The sequence below is a fragment of the Pseudomonas fluorescens genome (assembly GCF_902497785.1).
Taxonomy (GTDB): domain Bacteria; phylum Pseudomonadota; class Gammaproteobacteria; order Pseudomonadales; family Pseudomonadaceae; genus Aquipseudomonas; species Aquipseudomonas fluorescens_BO.
This window is the reverse complement of record NZ_CABVHK010000001.1, coordinates 348,206-366,653: the sequence shown is the minus strand read 5'-3', so window position 1 is coordinate 366,653 and position 18,448 is coordinate 348,206. Positions and strand designations below refer to the sequence as shown.

The 18,448-nt window shown below is 62.2% G+C and carries 17 protein-coding genes; 12 read left to right on the top strand and 5 right to left on the bottom strand.

From position 1 onward, the window contains the following. The 3 genes from F8N62_RS01805 (at position 1) to F8N62_RS01785 (ending at position 4,378) form a co-directional block, all read left to right on the top strand. Positions 1-1,041 carry a heme-dependent oxidative N-demethylase family protein gene (locus F8N62_RS01805; RefSeq protein ID WP_150709342.1) on the top strand — a complete coding sequence of 347 codons (1,041 nt, stop codon included), beginning with the start codon at positions 1-3 and terminating at the stop codon, positions 1,039-1,041. Between the two features lie 211 nt (positions 1,042-1,252). Next, positions 1,253-2,791: an APC family permease gene (locus F8N62_RS01795; RefSeq protein ID WP_150709340.1), complete on the top strand. Its 1,539-nt coding sequence runs from the start codon at positions 1,253-1,255 to the stop codon at positions 2,789-2,791. Between the two features lie 162 nt (positions 2,792-2,953). Next, the gene (locus tag F8N62_RS01785) at positions 2,954-4,378 is read left to right on the top strand and encodes a gamma-aminobutyraldehyde dehydrogenase (protein WP_150709339.1); all 1,425 of its coding nucleotides are present in this window, start codon (positions 2,954-2,956) and stop codon (positions 4,376-4,378) included. Positions 4,379-4,467: 89 nt separating this feature from the next. On the opposite strand, the gene F8N62_RS01780 is transcribed toward F8N62_RS01785, so the two are convergent. Then, positions 4,468-4,704 carry a hypothetical protein gene (locus F8N62_RS01780; protein WP_150709338.1) on the bottom strand — a complete coding sequence of 79 codons (237 nt, stop codon included), beginning with the start codon at positions 4,702-4,704 and terminating at the stop codon, positions 4,468-4,470. 179 nt (positions 4,705-4,883) lie between these two features. Between F8N62_RS01780 and F8N62_RS01775 the strand changes: the two genes are divergently transcribed. The 6 genes from F8N62_RS01775 (at position 4,884) to yghX (ending at position 12,113) form a co-directional block, all read left to right on the top strand. Beyond that, the gene (locus tag F8N62_RS01775) at positions 4,884-6,647 is read left to right on the top strand and encodes an L-lactate permease (protein ID WP_150709337.1); all 1,764 of its coding nucleotides are present in this window, start codon (positions 4,884-4,886) and stop codon (positions 6,645-6,647) included. A 282-nt stretch (positions 6,648-6,929) separates the two neighbouring features. Beyond that, entirely contained in the window at positions 6,930-8,429 is a 1,500-nt protein-coding gene (glcD, locus tag F8N62_RS01770; protein ID WP_150709336.1) for a glycolate oxidase subunit GlcD, read from the top strand. Continuing rightward, positions 8,429-9,493, top strand: a complete 1,065-nt coding sequence (glcE, locus tag F8N62_RS01765; protein WP_150709335.1) for a glycolate oxidase subunit GlcE — start codon at positions 8,429-8,431, stop codon at positions 9,491-9,493. The genes glcD and glcE overlap by 1 nt, the downstream gene beginning before the upstream one ends. 3 nt (positions 9,494-9,496) lie before the next feature. Next, a complete protein-coding gene (glcF, locus tag F8N62_RS01760) occupies positions 9,497-10,738 on the top strand; it encodes a glycolate oxidase subunit GlcF (RefSeq protein ID WP_150709334.1) in 1,242 nt (413 codons plus the stop codon). Beyond that, positions 10,735-11,136 (top strand): heme-binding protein, encoded by a 402-nt coding sequence (locus F8N62_RS01755; RefSeq protein ID WP_150709333.1) that lies wholly within the window; start codon positions 10,735-10,737, stop codon positions 11,134-11,136. Before glcF ends, F8N62_RS01755 begins: the two co-directional genes overlap by 4 nt. 89 nt (positions 11,137-11,225) lie before the next feature. After that, on the top strand, positions 11,226-12,113 hold the full coding sequence (yghX, locus tag F8N62_RS01750) for a YghX family hydrolase (RefSeq protein WP_150709332.1): 888 nt from the start codon (positions 11,226-11,228) through the stop codon (positions 12,111-12,113). Positions 12,114-12,117: 4 nt separating this feature from the next. Here the strand turns inward: yghX and F8N62_RS01745 are convergent, their stop codons facing one another. After that, on the bottom strand, positions 12,118-13,062 hold the full coding sequence (locus F8N62_RS01745; RefSeq protein WP_150709331.1) for an aldo/keto reductase: 945 nt from the start codon (positions 13,060-13,062) through the stop codon (positions 12,118-12,120). Between the two features lie 570 nt (positions 13,063-13,632). Here F8N62_RS01745 and F8N62_RS01735 point away from each other — a divergent pair. Further along, positions 13,633-14,421: an alpha/beta hydrolase gene (locus F8N62_RS01735; RefSeq protein WP_150709329.1), complete on the top strand. Its 789-nt coding sequence runs from the start codon at positions 13,633-13,635 to the stop codon at positions 14,419-14,421. Positions 14,422-14,430: 9 nt separating this feature from the next. Here F8N62_RS01735 and F8N62_RS01730 read toward each other — a convergent pair whose 3' ends face one another. From F8N62_RS01730 to F8N62_RS01720, 3 genes are all read right to left on the bottom strand, one after another. Continuing rightward, positions 14,431-14,760, bottom strand: a complete 330-nt coding sequence (locus tag F8N62_RS01730) for a hypothetical protein (protein WP_150709328.1) — start codon at positions 14,758-14,760, stop codon at positions 14,431-14,433. A gap of 89 nt (positions 14,761-14,849) precedes the next feature. Further along, the gene (locus F8N62_RS01725; protein ID WP_150709327.1) at positions 14,850-15,170 is read right to left on the bottom strand and encodes a DMT family transporter; all 321 of its coding nucleotides are present in this window, start codon (positions 15,168-15,170) and stop codon (positions 14,850-14,852) included. Positions 15,171-15,238: 68 nt separating this feature from the next. Then, positions 15,239-15,694, bottom strand: a complete 456-nt coding sequence (locus tag F8N62_RS01720) for a carboxymuconolactone decarboxylase family protein (protein WP_150709326.1) — start codon at positions 15,692-15,694, stop codon at positions 15,239-15,241. Positions 15,695-15,890: 196 nt separating this feature from the next. On the opposite strand from F8N62_RS01720, the gene F8N62_RS01715 reads away from it, so the two are divergent. After that, positions 15,891-16,544, top strand: coding sequence for an FMN-dependent NADH-azoreductase (locus tag F8N62_RS01715; protein WP_150709325.1), 654 nt, complete (start codon positions 15,891-15,893; stop codon positions 16,542-16,544). Beyond that, complete coding sequence (locus F8N62_RS01710) at positions 16,510-17,928, top strand: PLP-dependent aminotransferase family protein (RefSeq protein WP_150709324.1); 1,419 nt, start codon at positions 16,510-16,512, stop codon at positions 17,926-17,928. The genes F8N62_RS01715 and F8N62_RS01710 overlap by 35 nt, the downstream gene beginning before the upstream one ends. The last annotated feature ends 520 nt before the right edge of the window (positions 17,929-18,448 follow it).

Here is an 18,448-nt window from a genome sequence, read left to right as displayed (position 1 = left end):
ATGAATATCAAATTCAATCCCGACGAAACCTATCGCGACGACTACACCTTCGCCAACAGCCCGGAAACCATCGCCCGCGCGCCCTTCCCGTTCCCCGATGACGATTACATGTATTCGATGAACCTCGAACCGCATGTGTCGGTGGGCGACGGTGCGTTTCGCGCCGCGTTCGATATCGACGAGCATTACATCAGCGAATGCCGCGACCGCGCGATCACCCTGGAGAAAGATCCGGGCATGCACTACGTCTCGGCGCCGCACATGATGGAGGCGCAATGGGATTTGCTCGAGCTGATCATGGAATCCTATGCCCGGGACTATCCGCAGTACTTCAGCCTGGCGCGTGAAGGCCGGCAGTGGCACTGGACCAACCGGCTGCTGGACATCGACGACCATTTCACCTTCGGCGATCCGGCGACCCTGCCCTACGAACCGATGGAGTACGTGACGCGCCAGGCCCAGGGCGACTGGGTGTTGCAGGAAGAACGTGACGGCACGTTGTATTGGGGTGCGGGGATCGCCACCCAGCGCGCCGATTATTCCCTGCGTTTCAACCTCGGCATGAGCTGGGAGGAGTTTCACGGGCCGGTGCCGCTGGTCAAGGAAATCGGCATGCTCGACCGCGCCCTGAAGTTCCTCCTGCGCCTGCGCACCGGCCATCCGGTGCGGCGCCTGAACTGGTCGCTGACCGTCAACCCGCGCCTCGAAGTGTCGGCCGAAAGCCTGCCGGAATGGGCGCCGGACCGGACCATCGTGACTGCAGAAAACGCCGGCAAGCTGGTTTACCTGCGCATTGAGTTGCAACCGCTGCATCGCCTGCCGCGCAGCAACGCGATTGTTTTTCCGATCCGCACTTACCTGCTCAGCCTCGAAGACATCGCCACCAACCCGGCATGGGCCCGACGCATGCACCGCGTGCTGCGGGATTTGAATCAGCAACTGGTCGATTACAAAGGCTTCAGTCGCTATCGCGATGCGGCGGTCGAGTGGCTGTCGCAGTACGACGATGGGCGCGATAGCGACACCAAAAAACAGGCGTGAACCCACAACCCCTGTGGGAGCGAGCTTGCTCGCGAAGAGGCCATTACCTTCAACATTAATGTTGGCTGATACGCCGCTATCGCGAGCAAGCTCACTCCCACATTGGGCCAGGGCAAACCTGCAAGGAACTGAAAACAACAAGCTCAAACGAGCAACGGCGGGGCAACCCGCCAGCATCACCCCCCACTGCCATTGATAATGAGGAAATAAAATGAGTGGCTCACCCAACGCGCGTGCAAGCGTCAGCGCCGATCAGGATGCGGAACAGCTCCGCGCCCTCGGCTACAGTTCGGATTTCAACCGCAGCATGAGCCTGTGGGAGAACTTCTCCCTGGGCTTTACCTACCTGTCGCCGGTCGTCGGCGTCTACACCTTGTTTGGCTTATGCCTCGCCGCAGGCGGCCCGCCGATGTTCTGGTCATACCTGCTGATCGGCGCCGGCCAATTGCTGGTGTGCCTGATCTTCGGTGAAATCGTCTCGCAGTTCCCGATTTCCGGTGGCGTCTACCCGTGGGCCCGTCGCCTGGTGGGCAAGCGCTGGGCGTGGATGGTCGGCTGGGTGTATGCCTGGGCCTTGTGCGCCACGATTGCCGGGGTTGCGGTGGGCGCGGGGCCGTATCTGGCGATCATGCTGGGCTTCAGTCCCGGACCCGAAGCCAACATCTACATTGCCCTGACAATCATCCTGCTTTCGACCGCACTCAATCTGGTGGGCACCAAGCTCCTGGCGCGGGTGGCGATGTTCGGTTTCCTGTGCGAACTGGTCGGTGCGATTCTGGTCGGCGGCTATCTGCTGATCTTCGAGCGTCATCAGCCGTTCAGCGTGCTGTTCGACACCTTCAACCTTGAGGTCAACGGCTCGTACTTGCCGGCGTTCCTCGCGGCCTCGCTGGCCGGCCTGTTCCAATACTACGGTTTCGAAGCCTGCGGCGATGTCGCTGAAGAAACCCCGAACCCGGGCAAGCGGATTCCGAAAGCGATGCGCATGACCATCTACATCGGTGGCGCGGCGGCGATGTTCGCCTGCCTGGCGCTGATCCTGTCGGTGCCGGACATGGCCAAGGTACTGGCCGGCGAAGACACCGATCCGGTGGCGACCATCCTCGCCAACGCCTTCGGCCCGGTGGGCTCGCGACTGGTGATGGCGGTGGTGATGGTGTCGTTCATCTCGTGCGTGCTGAGCTTGCAAGCGGCCGCCAGCCGTCTGTTGTTCGCCTATGCCCGTGACGAAATGATCATCGGCAGCTCGCTGCTCAAACGCCTTTCGGGCAACCACGTGCCGTCCTTTGCGTTGCTGATCAGCGGCCTGGTGCCAGCGGCGATTGTCTGCCTGGGCATGTTCATGGCAGACGCCGTGGCGACCATCGTCGGCTTTGCCGCGATCGGCATCTACGTGGCGTTCCAGTTGATCGTCGTCGCGGCCCTGATCGCCCGCGCCAAGGGCTGGCGCCCGAACGGGCAGTTCACGCTCGGCGCCTGGGGTATCTGGGTGAACCTCGCCGCGCTGATCTACGGCGTGTGCGCCATCGTCAACATGGTTTGGCCACGCGCGCCGGATGCGCCTTGGTACATCAACTACTCGATGATTTTGACCACGCTGGTGGTGATGGGCGCCGGGCTGGTCTACATGCTGCTCGGCAAGCCATACGACAAAGGCACGGCGCCGGCGGGGGATGCGTGGAAGTTTTCAAAACCGTTGGCTAAGGCCGTTGATGTCTCCGGCACAGCGGTAAACAGACCGACAATCTGATCACGATCATCCCTGTCGAAACCGAACCCTGTAGGAGCTGCCGAAGGCTGCGATCTTTTGACTTTGCTTTTGCAGATCAAGATCAAAAGATCGCAGCCTTCGGCAGCTCCTACGGGGATTCGGTTTCGATAGAAAAATAATAGCTTCGAAGAGGAGATGAACATGCAGACCCAACTCTTGATCAACGGCCAACTCATCACTGGCGATGGCCCCGCCCAACCAGTATTCAACCCGGCCCTCGGTCGTGTGCTGGTGGAAATCAACGAAGCCAGCGAAGCCCAGGTTGACGCCGCCGTGCGTGCCGCCGATGCCGCATTCAACGGCTGGTCGCAAACCCCGCCGAAAGACCGCTCGTTGCTGCTGCTCAAACTCGCCGACGCCATTGAAGCCCACGGCGAAGAGCTGGCGAAACTCGAATCGGACAACTGCGGCAAACCCTACAGCGCCGCGCTGAACGACGAGATCCCGGCGATTGCCGACGTGTTCCGCTTCTTCGCCGGCGCCAGCCGTTGCATGAGCGGTTCTGCCGGCGGTGAGTATCTGCCGGGCCACACCTCGATGATCCGCCGCGACCCGGTGGGCGTGATCGCCTCCATCGCGCCATGGAACTACCCGTTGATGATGGTCGCCTGGAAAATCGCCCCGGCCCTCGCCGCCGGTAATACCGTGGTGCTCAAGCCGTCGGAACAAACCCCGCTGACCGCGTTGCGCCTGGCCGAACTGGCGTCGGAAATCTTCCCGGCCGGCGTGCTCAACCTGGTCTTTGGTCGTGGTCCTACGGTTGGCAGCCCGCTGGTCACCCACCCGAAAGTGCGCATGGTCTCGCTGACCGGCTCCATTGCCACCGGCTCGAACATCATTTCCAGCACCGCCGACAGCGTCAAACGCATGCACATGGAACTGGGCGGCAAGGCCCCGGTGATCATCTTCGACGACGCCGACATCGATGCCGCCGTGGAAGGCATCCGCACCTTCGGTTTCTACAACGCCGGCCAAGACTGCACCGCCGCCTGCCGCATCTACGCGCAGGCCGGCATCTACGAAAAATTCGTCGAGAAACTCGGTGAGGCGGTCAGCAGCATCAAGTACGGCTTGCAGGATGATCCGGCGACCGAGCTCGGCCCGCTGATCACCGCGCAGCATCGTGACCGCGTGGCCGGGTTTGTCGAACGCGCCGTGGCGCAATCGCACATCCGCTTGATTACCGGCGGCAAGGCGGTGGAAGGCAACGGTTTCTTCTTCGAGCCGACGGTGCTGGCCGATGCGCAGCAGGATGACGAGATCGTCCGTCGCGAAGTATTCGGGCCGGTGGTCTCGGTGACGAAATTCAGCGATGAGGCGCAGGTGCTGGGTTGGGCCAACGATTCGGACTACGGCCTGGCCTCGTCGGTGTGGACCGCCGATGTCGGCCGCGCGCATCGCCTGTCGGCGCGCTTGCAGTATGGCTGCACCTGGGTGAACACCCACTTCATGCTCGTCAGTGAAATGCCCCATGGCGGTCAGAAATTGTCCGGCTACGGCAAGGACATGTCGATGTATGGGCTGGAGGACTACACCGTGGTGCGGCATGTGATGTTCAAGCATTAAAAAGCGAAAAGATCGCAGCCTTCGGCAGCTCCTACGGGATGTACGCCGTTCCTGTGTAGGAGCTGCCGCAGGCTGCGATCTTTTATGTCCTACAACGTCCGCTGCCCGTTGCCGATCTTCCGGGCTTCCTCAATCCCCCATTCCATCGCCGCCTCCATGTCGAGAAAATGCAGCGCTGGATGGTCGTTCTCTTCTATGGCCGTGTCATCAGGCAGGTAGACACCTATGAACATTCCCAACGAACCGTCCCGCAGGATCTCGGCCTTGACCTTGATGGTGCATCCGTTCGACAGCGTTTCCGTATGGAGCAAATGGCGTTCAGTCATGGTTGCGTTCCTCCAGGTATTGAAATCGGTCAACGCGTCCCGCAGCCCTTATTGTTAAGGCCAACCCCGCCCAAAGGCCTGTTTCAACGGCGACAAGACAGCGGCGCAATGCCACCTATACTACTAGCCACCGCCCCCTCGGGGTCTGCACTCCCAACAATAAAAAGCAGAGGTGGAGCATGGTCTGGCAGCAAATCTACGATCCGTTCGGCAACCCGGTCTTTTCAACCATCATGGCAGCAGTGCCGGTCGTGGTCATGCTGGCAGCCCTGGCGTTTTTCCACATCAAGGCGCATTTGGCGGCGCTGCTCGCCCTCGCCTCTGCACTGGTCATCGCCATCTTCGCCTTCGGCATGCCGGCGAACATGGCCGGTTCGGCCGCTCTGTATGGCGCCGCCAATGGCTTGCTGCCAATTGGCTGGATCGTGCTCAACATCATTTTTCTGCACCGACTGACCACCGAGAACGGCTCGTTCAAGGTACTTCAGGATTCCCTGGCGCGCATCACTGACGACCGGCGCCTGCAATTGCTGTTGATCGCCTTCTGTTTCGGCGCCTTTTTCGAAGGCGCGGCCGGTTTCGGTACGCCAGTGGCGGTGACGGGAGCAATCCTGATCGGCCTGGGCTTCTCGCCGCTCGCCGCCTCCGGCCTGGCGTTGATCGCCAACACCGCGCCGGTGGCTTTTGGTGCGCTGGGCACGCCGATCATTACTCTGGCAAAAGTCACTGGCCTGGATGAAATGGAGTTGTCGATGATGGTCGGTCGGCAACTGCCGTTTTTCTCGGTGATCGTGCCATTCTGGCTGATCTGGGCGTTTGCCGGCTGGCGCAAGATGCTGGAAATCTGGCCCGCCATCCTGGTCGCCGGCGTCAGTTTTGCGGTGCCGCAATTCGTCGTTTCCAACTACCACGGGCCGATGCTGGTGGACGTGATCGCCGCGCTGATTTCCATGGCCTGCCTCACCGGTTTCCTCAAAGTGTGGAAACCCGCGACCGTGCACACCTCGGCCGCGCTGTCCGGGCGTGTCGACAACTCCAAGATTGCCGAAGAGCATGACGAAAAACCCGTCGCCAGCGCGACGTTCGCCAGCGACGCCCAACCCGCGGTAATGCGCGCATGGATGCCGTGGATCATCCTCACGGTGTTCGTGTTCGCCTGGGGCACCCAGGGTTTCAAAAACATGTTCGATACCCGCCCGGCGATGGATCCGGTCACGCACTCGGTGAAGCTCGACCCGCAGGGCAAACCACTGCGCGAAGCCAACCCGATCTTTGCCCCGGTGATCACGTTCGGCACCATCCACCAGCAAATCGAGAAGGTTCCGCCGGTGGTGCCTGCGCCTAAAACCGAGGAAGCGGTCTACAAGTTCACCTGGCTCACCAGCACCGGCAGCGGCATCTTGCTGGCAGCGATTCTGGGCGGGTTGCTGATGGGTTATTCGATTCCGCAGTTGATCAAACAGTACCTGCGAACCATCTGGGTGGTGCGCTACTCGCTGATTACCATCGTGGCGATGCTCGCCCTCGGTTTCCTCACGCGGTATTCGGGACTCGACGCCACGATGGGTCTGGCCTTTGCGGCGACAGGGATTTTCTATCCCATGTTCGGCACGTTGCTGGGCTGGCTTGGCGTGGCGCTGACAGGTTCGGACACGGCGTCCAACGTGCTGTTTGGGGGTTTGCAAAAAGTGACCGCCGAACAATTGGGGCTCAGCCCGGTATTGATGGCCGCGGCCAACAGCTCTGGCGGGGTCATGGGCAAGATGGTCGACGCCCAGTCAATCGTGGTGGCCTCGACGGCGACGCGCTGGTATGGGCATGAAGGGGAAATCCTGCGTTATGTGTTCTTCCACTCCATCATCCTGGCGATTCTGGTGGGTGGGTTGGTGACGTTGCAGGCGTATGTGTCGCCGTTTACGCAGATGGTGGTGGGTGGGCATTAAGTGAAGCATCAAGCCGGCGCGCTTCGCTGGTTTTGTCGTGCACATATTCCGGACTGAGGAGGATTCCCTGTGGGAGCGAGCTTGCTCGCGATAGCGGAGTGTCAGTCGACATCAATATTGAGTGTGAGTCCGCCATCGCGAGCAAGCTCGCTCCCACAGGTTTCTTTGTTGGCCATCGCATGGGTATTCACCGTTCGCCGCCGAGTAACTGACTAGACTAACCGTCAGGTCGGCTCTCAGGCGCCGCCCGGCGTTCCCCGAACGGAGTATCGTAAAACGACTATGAACATCCTCTACGATGAACGCGTCGACGGTGCGCTACCCAACGTCGACAAGGCCGCACTCCTCCAAGCCCTGCAAACCCGTTTGCCGGATCTGCAAGTGCTGCATCAGCAGGAAGAGCTCAAGCCCTACGAATGCGATGGCCTCTCGGCCTATCGCACCACGCCGCTGCTGGTGGTGCTGCCGCGCCATCTCGATGAAGTGCAAGGCGTGCTCAAGCTCTGTCATGAAATGCAGGTCCCGGTGGTTGCCCGCGGCGCCGGCACCGGTTTGTCCGGCGGCGCACTGCCGCTGGAAAAAGGCGTGTTGCTGGTGATGGCGCGCTTTAACAACATTCTTCACATTGACCCTGCCGCCCGCACCGCGCGGGTCCAGCCCGGTGTGCGCAATTTGGCGATTTCCCAGGCGGCCGCGCCGTTCGGGCTGTACTACGCGCCGGACCCGTCTTCGCAAATCGCCTGTTCGATCGGCGGAAACGTCGCGGAAAACGCCGGCGGCGTGCATTGCCTGAAGTACGGCCTGACCGTGCACAACCTGCTCAAGGTCGACATTCTGACCGTCGATGGCGAGCACCTGTCACTGGGCGCAAACGCCCTCGATTCGCCCGGTTTCGATCTGCTGGCACTGTTCACCGGCTCCGAAGGCATGCTCGGGGTGATCACCGAAGTCACGGTAAAACTGCTGCCCAAACCGCAGACCGCCAAGGTGCTGCTGGCGGCATTCGATTCCGTCGAAAAAGCCGGCCGCGCCGTCGGCGACATCATTGCCGCCGGGATTATTCCGGGCGGTCTGGAAATGATGGACAACCTGGCGATCCGTGCCGCCGAAGACTTCATCCACGCCGGCTACCCGGTGGACGCCGAAGCCATTCTGCTGTGCGAACTCGATGGCGTCGAAGCCGATGTCCACGACGACTGCAACCGTGTGCGCCAGGTGCTGGAGCAGGCCGGCGCCACCGAAGTGCGCCAGGCCCGCGATGAGGCCGAGCGTGTGCGTTTCTGGGCCGGGCGCAAAAACGCGTTCCCGGCGGTGGGACGCCTGTCGCCGGATTACTACTGCATGGACGGCACGATCCCGCGCCGTGAATTGCCCGGTGTGCTGCAGGCGATTGCGGCGCTGTCGGCCGAATACGACTTGCGCGTGGCCAACGTATTCCACGCCGGCGACGGCAACATGCACCCGCTGATTCTGTTCGACGCCAATCAACCGGGCGAGCTGGATCGCGCCGAAGCATTGGGCGGAAAAATCCTCGAATTGTGCGTAAAGGTCGGCGGCAGCATTACCGGTGAACACGGTGTGGGCCGAGAGAAAATCAATCAGATGTGCGCGCAGTTCAACAGCGATGAGTTGACGCTGTTCCATGCGGTCAAAGCCGCGTTTGACCCGAGCGGTTTGCTCAACCCCGGCAAGAACATTCCGACCCTGCACCGCTGCGCCGAATTTGGCGCCATGCATGTACACATGGGCGCACTGCCCTTCCCTGAGCTGGAGCGTTTTTGATGGGCGGCGAACCGGATTTCGATGACAGCCACGCCCTGCTCGAGCAGGTCAACCGGGCATTGGAGAACGCCACGCCACTGCGCATTCAGGGCGCCAACAGCAAGGCGTTTCTGGGGCGCATTGTGCCGGGCGAAGTGCTCGACACCCGCGCCCACCGCGGCATCGTCAGTTACGACCCGACCGAACTGGTGATCACCGCCCGTTGCGGCACGCCGTTGTCCGAGTTGAACGAAGCGCTGGAGGCGGCCCAGCAAATGCTGCCCTGCGAACCGCCCTCCTTCGGTGACGACGCCACCGTCGGCGGCATGATCGCCAGTGGCCTGTCGGGGCCACGCCGCCCGTGGTCAGGCTCGGTGCGCGACTTCGTGCTTGGCACACGGGTCATCACCGGCCACGGCAAGCATCTTCGTTTCGGTGGCGAAGTGATGAAAAACGTCGCCGGCTACGACTTGTCGCGCCTGATGGCCGGCAGTTTTGGCGCGCTGGGCGTAATCACCGAGGTCTCGCTCAAGGTCCTGCCCAAACCCCGGCAATGCCTGAGCATCAGCCTGGAAATGGACACTGAACGCGCCTTGCTGCGCCTCGCGGAATGGGGCCAGCAACCGCTGCCGATCAGCGCCGCGTGCCACGACGGAGAGAATCTGCACCTGCGGCTTGAGGGTGGCGATGGCTCGGTGACGGCGGCCCATGACCGCCTGGGTGGCGAACCGCTCGACAGTGTCTACTGGGCGGACCTCAACGAACATCGCCTGAGTTTTTTCGACGAGGACCAGCCACTGTGGCGCCTGTCCGTGCCGCACAACACGCCGCGGCTTTCCCTGCCCGGCCGGCAACTGATCGACTGGGGCGGTGCCCAGCGCTGGCTCAAGTCAGACGCCGAAGCCGGGTTTATCCGCAACATCGTCGAAGAGGTCGGCGGCCACGTCACCTGCTACAGCCATGGCCTGATCGACAGCCCGTTCCAGCCGTTGCCCGCCGCCCTGTTGCGCTACCACCGCAGCTTGAAGCAACAGCTCGATCCCCGGGGCATCTTCAACCCCGCACGCCTGTACGCGGAGCTTTGAACCATGCAGACGACCCTGAGCGAAACCGCCCGCCAGCTGCCCCGCGCCGAAGAAGCCGAAAGCATTCTGCGCAGCTGTGTGCACTGTGGTTTTTGCAACGCCACGTGCCCGACGTATCAATTGCTCGGTGACGAACTGGATGGACCGAGGGGCCGCATCTACCTGATCAAACAGGTGCTGGAAGGCAACGAAGTCACCCGCAAGACCCAGGAGCATCTGGACCGCTGCCTGTCGTGCCGTAACTGCGAAACCACCTGCCCTTCCGGCGTCGACTATCACAACTTGCTCGACATCGGACGTGCGGTGGTCGATGCGGCCGTTCCGCGCTCACTGGAACAACGAATGCTGCGCGAGGGATTGCGCAGCGTCGTCCCCAATCCGGGCCTGTTCAAAGCGCTGGTCAGCAGCGGCCGGGTGTTCCGGGCGTTGCTGCCCAACACCCTGCAGGCCAAGTTACCGCGTCACGTTTCACCGGCCGGCGTCCGTCCGGTCACGCGCCACGCCCGGCAGGTGTTGATGCTCGAAGGCTGCGTGCAGCCGAGCCTGTCGCCCAATACCAATGCCGCCGCCGCGCGGGTCCTGGATCGGTTGGGCATCAGCGTCGCCGCGACCCGCGAGGCCGGGTGCTGCGGGGCCGTGGATTATCACCTCGACGCGCAGGCCGCCGGCCTCGACCGCGCCCGCCGCAACATCGATGCCTGGTGGCCGGGCATCGAGCGCGGGGCTGAAGCCATCGTGCAAACCGCCAGTGGTTGCGGCGCCTTCATCAAGGACTATGGTCATTTACTGGAACATGATCCGGCCTATGCGGACAAGGCGAAAGCCGTCAGTGCGCTGGCCAGAGACCTGGTGGAAGTGCTCGGGGTCGAACCGCTGGAAAAGCTCGGCGTGCACAGCGACCAGCGTCTGGCCTTCCATTGCCCCTGCACCTTGCAGCACGCACAAAAACTCGGCGGCGCCGTGGAAGCGATCCTGACTCGCCTCGGTTTCAACCTCACGGCCGTGCCCGACAGCCACCTGTGTTGCGGTTCGGCGGGCACCTACTCGATCACTCAACCCGTGCTGTCCCGGCAATTGCGCGACAACAAGCTCAACGCGCTGGAAAGCGGCCATCCCGACGTCATTGTCACGGCCAATATCGGCTGTCAGTCCCACCTCGACGGTGCGGGTCGAACCCCGGTCCGGCACTGGATCGAACTGGTCGAAGCCGCGCTGCCCTCACCCGTAACCGGAGAGTCCCGATGAAAAGCAAAGCCGTCCTGAGCCAGACCGAAGTCAGCCAGATCCTCGCGGCCGCACGCGCCGAAGCACAGACCAACCAGTGGGCCGTGACCATCGTGGTGGTCGACGACGGCGGCCACCCCCTCGCCCTCGAGCGTCTCGACGGCTGCGCGCCCATCGGCGCCTACATCGCCACCGAAAAAGCACGTACCTCGGCACTCGGCCGGCGCGAGTCCAAGGGCTATGAAGAGATGGTCAACGGTGGGCGTTATGCGTTTTTGTCGGCGCCGTTACTGACGTCGCTGGAAGGTGGTGTGCCGATCATCGTCGACGGTCAGGTGATCGGCGCGGTCGGCGTGTCCGGGGTCCAGGCCGAGCAGGATGCGCAAGTGGCGCGGGCGGGGGCGCAGTGTTTGGGCTGATCGATCATCGGCCAACCGGGCACCTGCCAAAACCCCGTTCATGCGCTTAACTGACAGGGACCGACCAACGCCCGACAGGAAACGCACCGATGCCCCGTCTCACTGCGAAGGACTTTGCCCCGGAGCTGCTTGAGCTCTACGACTACTACGCCCACGGCAAGATCGACCGGCGCGAGTTTCTCGACCGTGCGGCGTTGTTCACCCTGGGCGGTTTGACGGCCGGCGCATTGCTCGCGGCGCTGAGCCCGAACTATGCGTTGGCCGAGCAGGTGGAATTCACCGACCCGGAGATCGTCGCCGAGTACATCACCTACCCTTCGCCCAAGGGCAACGGAACGGTGCGCGGTTATCGGGTGCGGCCGGCGAAAACCACAGGCAAAGTCGCGGCGGTGGTGGTCGTGCATGAAAACCGTGGGCTCAACCCGTACATCGAGGACGTCGCGCGGCGTCTGGCCAAGGCCGGCTTCATCGCCCTCGCTCCCGACGGGTTGACCTCGGTGGGCGGTTACCCCGGTAACGATGACAAAGGGCGGGAACTGCAAGCCACCGTGGACCCCGAGAAGCTCATGAACGACTTTTTCGCCGCCATCGAGTGGTTGATGAAACACGACGCGACCAGCGGAAAAGTCGGCATCACCGGGTTCTGCTACGGCGGTGGCGTGACCAACGCGGCCGCCGTGGCGTATCCGGAACTGGGCGCTGCCGTGTCCTTTTATGGTCGCCAGGCTGAGGCCAAGGATGTCCCCAGCATCAAGGCACCGCTGATGCTGCACTACGGCGAACTGGACACACGGATCAATGAAGGATGGCCCGTCTACGAGCAGGCGTTGAAGGCCGCAGGCAAGACCTATGAGGCCTACGTTTATCCCGGCGCCAACCACGGCTTCCACAACGATTCCACGCCTCGATACGACGATGACGCCGCCAGACTGGCCTGGGACCGGACGCTGGGCTGGTTCCGCCGTTACCTGGTTTAGCGGGCTAGCCGACCACGTCAATCAACTGCTCGCGCTGCGCCCCCGTCAGCGTCGGGCCGAAACCTGCGCCGGCATTGTCCGCCATGTAGCGCGGGTTGCCGGTGCCGGGAATCACGCAGGTTACCGCCGAATGCGCGAGCAAGAACTTGAGCGCCAGTTGCGGCCAGCTGTTGACGCCCACTTGCGACGCCCAACCCGGCAGCGGTTTGCCCTTCAACCGGGCGAGTAAATCGCCGCCGCCGAACGGCCGGTTACAGATCACTGCCACGCCCCGCTCGCGACACAGCGGCAGAATGCGTTTCTCCACGCCGCGATCATCCATCGCATAGTTGATCTGCAAGAAATCCAGCGGCTCGGCCTTTAGTACGGCTTCGACTTCTTCGTACGCCGACGCGGTGTAATGGGTGATGCCGATGTAGCGAATGCGCCCTTCTTCCTTCCATTGGCGCAGGGTGGGCAAATGGGTTTTCCAGTCCAGCAGGTTGTGAATCTGCATCAGGTCGATGCGGTCGGTTTGCAGCAGTTTGAACGACTGCTCCATCTGCGCGATGCCTTCCTCACGACCCCGGGTCCAGACTTTGGTGGCGAGAAAGGCCGGTGAGCGCGGCCGGTGGATCGACAGCAGTTCGCCAGTGCTCTGCTCGGCGCGACCGTACATGGGCGAGCTGTCGATCACCGTGCCGCCCTTTTCGAACAATGCATCAAGGACGGCGGGCAGATTTTTGTAGGCCGGATCGGACGGTGCAACATCAAAACCGCGATAGGTGCCCAGGCCGACGATGGGCAATGGCTCGTTGCTGGAAGGAATGGCGCGGGTCAGCATGTTCTTGCCTCCTGTGTCCTTCGTCGGCGCGGTGGCAGCGAAGGCCGGATCGAAAGTGAGCACCGCCGAAGCACCGGCAGCCAGCGTGAGTATTTGTCGACGCGTGTATCCATCAGTGTGGCTCATGGTGTTGCCCTTCCACTTCTTTAACATCAGCCGAGTCAGCCCGGATCATGCCTGTACGCCGACCCCAATGTGGGAGCGAGCCCGCTCGCGAAGGACGACAACGATAACGCGTGCTGTCTGAATGAACGCGTCGTCCAGACGTTTTTCGCGAGCAGGCTCGCTCCCACAGGCGTACCAGTAATCTGCGCAAGCCCGGATCATGCCTGTACGCCGACCCAAATGTGGGAGCGAGCCCGCTCGCGAAGGACGACAACGATAACGCGTGCTGCCTGAATGAACGCGTCGTCCAGTCGTTTTTCGCGAGCAGGCTCGCTCCCACAGGCGTACCAGTAATCTGCGCAAGCCCGGATCATGGCTGTACGCCGACCCAAATGTGGGAGCGAGCCCGCTCGCGAAGGACGACAACGATAACGCGTGCTGTCTGAATGAACGTGTCGTCCAGACGTTTTTCGCGAGCAGGCTCGCTCCCACAGGCGTACCAGGAATTGTCGCAAGCCACGCGCGTCGCTGTCGCTCGACTACACTCTGAAAGCGTTCCAGCACTCGCCGCTTTCAGGCCCCGAGCAGTCAATGGCCCCCACTAACGTTAGCCGAATGTCGCGCACCCTGATGGTTATCGTCGTCATCGTCGTTGCGCTGTACCTGGCGCTGTGTGTCGCGCTGTTCGTGTTTCAGCGCGCGCTGATCTACTTCCCGCAACCCGCCGCGCTCGCGACGCCACAGACGATGCTCACGCTGGCGGTGGCCGATGCACGGGTACAGGTCAGTGTGCGGCCCCACGCCGGGCCGAATGCGTTGATTTATTTTGGGGGGAATGCCGAGGATGTTTCGCGCAATTTGCCGGAGTTTTCAGAGGCGTTTCCCGACCACGCGCTGTACTTGCTGCACTACCGGGGTTTCGGTGGCAGCAGTGGCTCGCCCTCCGAAGAGGCGATTGCTCAGGATGCGCTGACGTTGTTCGACAAGGTCTACGACACGCATCCGCAGGTGGCCGTGGTCGGTCGCAGCCTGGGGTCGGGTGTCGCCGTGCGCCTCGCCAGTCAGCGCCCGGCCGCGCGGCTGATCCTGATTACGCCCTACAACAGCCTGGAAGACCTCGCGGTGCGCCAGTACCCGGTGTTCCCGGTGAAATGGTTACTCAAGGACCGGTTCGAATCGTGGAAGTACGCCGAACATATCTCGATCCCGACCTTGCTGCTGGCGGCTGAAGACGACGAAGTGATCCCGCGTTCGAGCACGGAAGCACTCTTCGGGCATTTCGCCAAAGGCGTCGCGTCGCTCAAGGTGATCCCCGGCGTGGGGCACAATTCGATTTCCGCCAGCCCCGAGTACCTGAAGCTGATGGAAGCAGGGTTGTAAGTCACGTGTTCATTTGCGCGCCAATTTGAACCGCACGCAATCGTCGTAAAAACTCTGGCGCAAGGCCGCCGGTTTAATCCGTGACGGACTGTCGTACGTCTGCTCGGTGATGCCCATCGCCGTCATGCGCATCCACGGCTTGGTGAACTTGTAGGTCTGCAATTTCTGGCGGGCGGCGTACAGCGAAACGCCCGCCAGCTTGAGTTCCTGGGCTCTTGCTGCGGTACCTGCGCCCCAGCTGCACATATACCGGTCGTTGGTTTGCAGCTCTTTGGCCAAGGCTGGGGCGGCAATACCTGCCAGGCCCAGCGAAACCAGGGTGATCCATACAATGCGCATTTAAAGCCAGCCCTAACCGCCTGAAATTTAAGCGATTCTGGCGGTAAGTTTGAGGCTTGGGGGCCAGCAAAATGCCTTCTCGCACCGCCTCAGTTACCCGAGACCAGTTTGAGCCCGATGACTCCGCCGAGGATTACTGCGATGCACAAGATCCGCAGCAGCGTGGTGGCGTCGCCCAGCACCGCCATCCCCAGAATGGCAGTGCCCGCCGCACCAATCCCGGTCCACACCGCATAAGCCGTGCCCACCGGCAGGGTTCGCAGCGACAGTGACAGCAGGAAGACGCTCGACAAGCCCGTCGCGGCCGCCAGCAGTCCGGGGGTTAATCGGGTAAATCCGTCTGAGCCCTTCATGAAGAAGGCGAAGGCAATTTCGAGAATGCCTGCGAGGCCGAGCAGTGACCATGCCATGGTAATGACTCCTTTGGTTGACCCGCCGAGCCTGACAGCCCGGCGAGCGTAGGTGATCAAGGGGAGATTCAGGCCTTGCTGGCCGCCGCCGGTTTCGCCCGGAACGCCACGCCGAAGCGGTTGAAGGCGTTCATCAGGCCGATTGCATAGGTCAGGTCCGCGAGTTCCTTGTCGCCGAACTCGGCAGCCGCGTCGGCATAGTCCGCATCCGGAACGCCGGTCTCTGCCACGCGGGTGACAGTCTCCGCCCAGCTCAGCGCGACACGTTCGCGGCGGCTGAAGACTTCGCCGGCATCGCGCCACACCGGCACCAACACCAGTTTTTCTACGCTGACACCGAGCTTGCCCAGATCGCGGGAATGCATGTCGATGCAAAAGGCGCAGCCATTGATTTGCGACACCCGCAGGTAGACCAGATCGATCAATTCGTGGGACAGGCCACTGTTTTGCAGGTAGACGTAAACCCCGCCGAATGCCTTGTAACCTTCCGGTGAAGCCTTGGCGTAGTCGAGACGATTACTCATGATGAGTTCCTGTGTTTGTTGATTGAGGAACGTCATCGTCAGTTGTTTTGGTCTAGCTGATAAGGTCCATGATTAGCCTTTAGCACTGGGCCATAAAACACCCATCATGGCCCAGTGAATAATGCAATTCATGGCTCTTTGGCCTGGGTCATGGGCTTCATAGAATGATCCCCTCTCACATTCCATCGGGTGCATCATGAAAATCCTCCACGTCACTTGCAGCCCTCGCGGCGAAGCCTCTGAAAGCTATCGACTGTCGAGCATCATTGTCGGTTTACTGCGGGAGGCCGATCCGCAAGCCAGCGTGATCAGCCGGGTGGTCGGTGGCGACGCGCTATCCCCGATCGACGCGCCCTACGCGATTTCCCAGCAAGCGTCCGCCGACGTCAGCAGCACCGGCTCGATCGCCCGATCCGACGCATTGATCGATGAACTGCACAGTGCCGACGTGCTGGTGATTGGCACGCCGATGCATAACTTCACGATTCCCTCGACACTCAAACTATGGATTGACCATGTCGCTCGGGTACGGCGCACGTTCAATGTCGGCGCCCAAGGCAAAACCAGCCTGTTGCGCGATCGCCCGGTGTATGTTGCCGTGTCCTCGGGTGGGCGGTTTTCCGGAGTGACCCCGCGTCAGCCGGATTTTCTGACGCCCTACTTGAAAGCGGTGCTGGGTATGATCGGGCTGCACGACGTGAATTTTTTCTCTGTCGAAGGCACGGCCATGGGCCCGGAAGCCGTCGCCGCCGCCCGGCACAAGACAGACCAGGCGCTTCAAGCGCATTTTTCTGCGACCTGCACCGGTGAGGCCGATGACTCTGCACATCAAACACTTTTCACCCCTTGATCCGGCCTCCCCGGAACCGATTTACCGGCAAATCTACTGGCGGTTTCGGGGGGCGATCAGCGATGGATTGCTCGCCCCCGGAGAGCGAATTCCCGCCGCCCGGGCGCTGGCGAAAGAGCTTGGCCTGGCGCGGGGCACTATCGACACCGCGTATTCACTGCTGACGGCGGAAGGCTATCTGGTGTCGCGGGGCCAGGCGGGCACGGTGGTCGCGCCGGGGGTCAGCGTCAAAAAGGCCCCCGCTCACGCGGATCAACCTTTCAATACTGCCGCGAGCGGTTCGATCAGGCACAAGGCGCCGGTCCTGCCCTTTCAAATGGCCTTGCCGGCGCTGGACGCCTTTCCGCGAAAAATCTGGGCACAGATCGGCGCCCGCTGCGTGCGTGCCACGCGCATCCCGGACATGGCCAATCCTTCGGTGCTGGGCCTGGCATCGTTGCGCACCGCGATTGCCACTTACCTGCAAGTGGCACGGGGCATCAACTGTTCGCCGGCGCAAGTGTTCATCACGGCGGGTTACCGCAACACGCTGGCGCTGATCGCCCACTCACTGCTGCAACCCGGGGACCGCGTGCTCGTTGAAGACCCCGGCTACCTGCCGACCCGCCAGTTACTCGCGCACCTGCAAATCGAGGCAGTCCCGGTGCCGGTGGATCAGGACGGCATGCAAGTCGCGCAAGGCGTCAACAGTGCCGTGGAGGCGAGAGCGGCCGTGGTCACGCCGGCGCACCAAAGCCCCCTGTGCGTGTCGCTGTCGTTGCCGCGACGGTTGGCGTTGCTGGAGTGGGCGACCCGGCAGCAGGCCTGGATTGTCGAGGACGATTACGACGGCGAGTACCGTTACATCAGCCGTCCGCTGCCGGCGCTGAAAAGCCTGGATCGCGATGGCCGGGTGCTCTACGCCGGGACGTTCAGCAAGGTGCTGTTTCCGGGCATCCGCCTGTCGTATCTGGTCGTGCCGCCGGCGCAGGTCGAACGCTTCGAACACGTCAGCGAGACGTTCCTCGGCGGCTGCCCGGAACTGACCCAGGCCATCGTCGCGACGTTCCTCACCGAAGGCCATTTCGCGCGCCACATCCAGCGCATGCGCAAGCTCTACGGCGAACGCCGGGAAGCGACGGCGCGCGGATTGAAGAAAGCCCTCGGCGAGCGAATTCACATCGACCCCCTGCCCGGCGGCATGCACCTGATCCTGCGTCTGACGCCGCCACAGTCCGACCGTGCGCTGGTCGAGCGTTTGCTGGCAGCGGGTATCTACGCCGAAGCGCTGAGCGATTGGGGGGTTCGTGGAGAGACCGATTCGGCGCTGCTGCTGGGGTTTGCCAATGTCGAATCGGAGGACAGCGCGGAGCAGTTGGGCAAGCGGATTCTGGCGTTGATGTAGCGGCCAGATTCGAGGGCCTCTTCGCCAGCAAGCCGGCTCCCACAGGGAATCTGCTCGGCGCAGAGGTTGTACACGGTCAGATCAGCGCAGCGCGCCCGCTTGATACCCCGGTCGGCCCGCAGGCCGCCGCGGTTGTGATTTTGATTTTGACTTTGATTTTGATCTGAGGCGCCCCGTTAAACCACGCTGGCCGAACGCAGGCATTGCGCAGCGGGGAAACCGGCAAGGATGCCGGTTTAGCCGCGCTGGGCCAGGGATGGCCCTTCGCGGCGACCCGCGGAGCAATGCCGGAGTGAGGGCACACTGAGCCAGAGCGAGGTGCCGAGTGGTGGGGCAAGAGCGTTTGGTTACTTTGTGCTGTTCAAAGTGACTCGCCGTAAGGGCGAAACCATTAGCCGCCGTGGCCGCAGAAAATGGATATGTACACCCTCAAAAAACTTGTCGCCTGACACACCGCCATCGCGAGCAAGCTCGCTCCCACAGGGGGTTTGCATCAGGCCAGAGGTTGTGCACGGTCAGA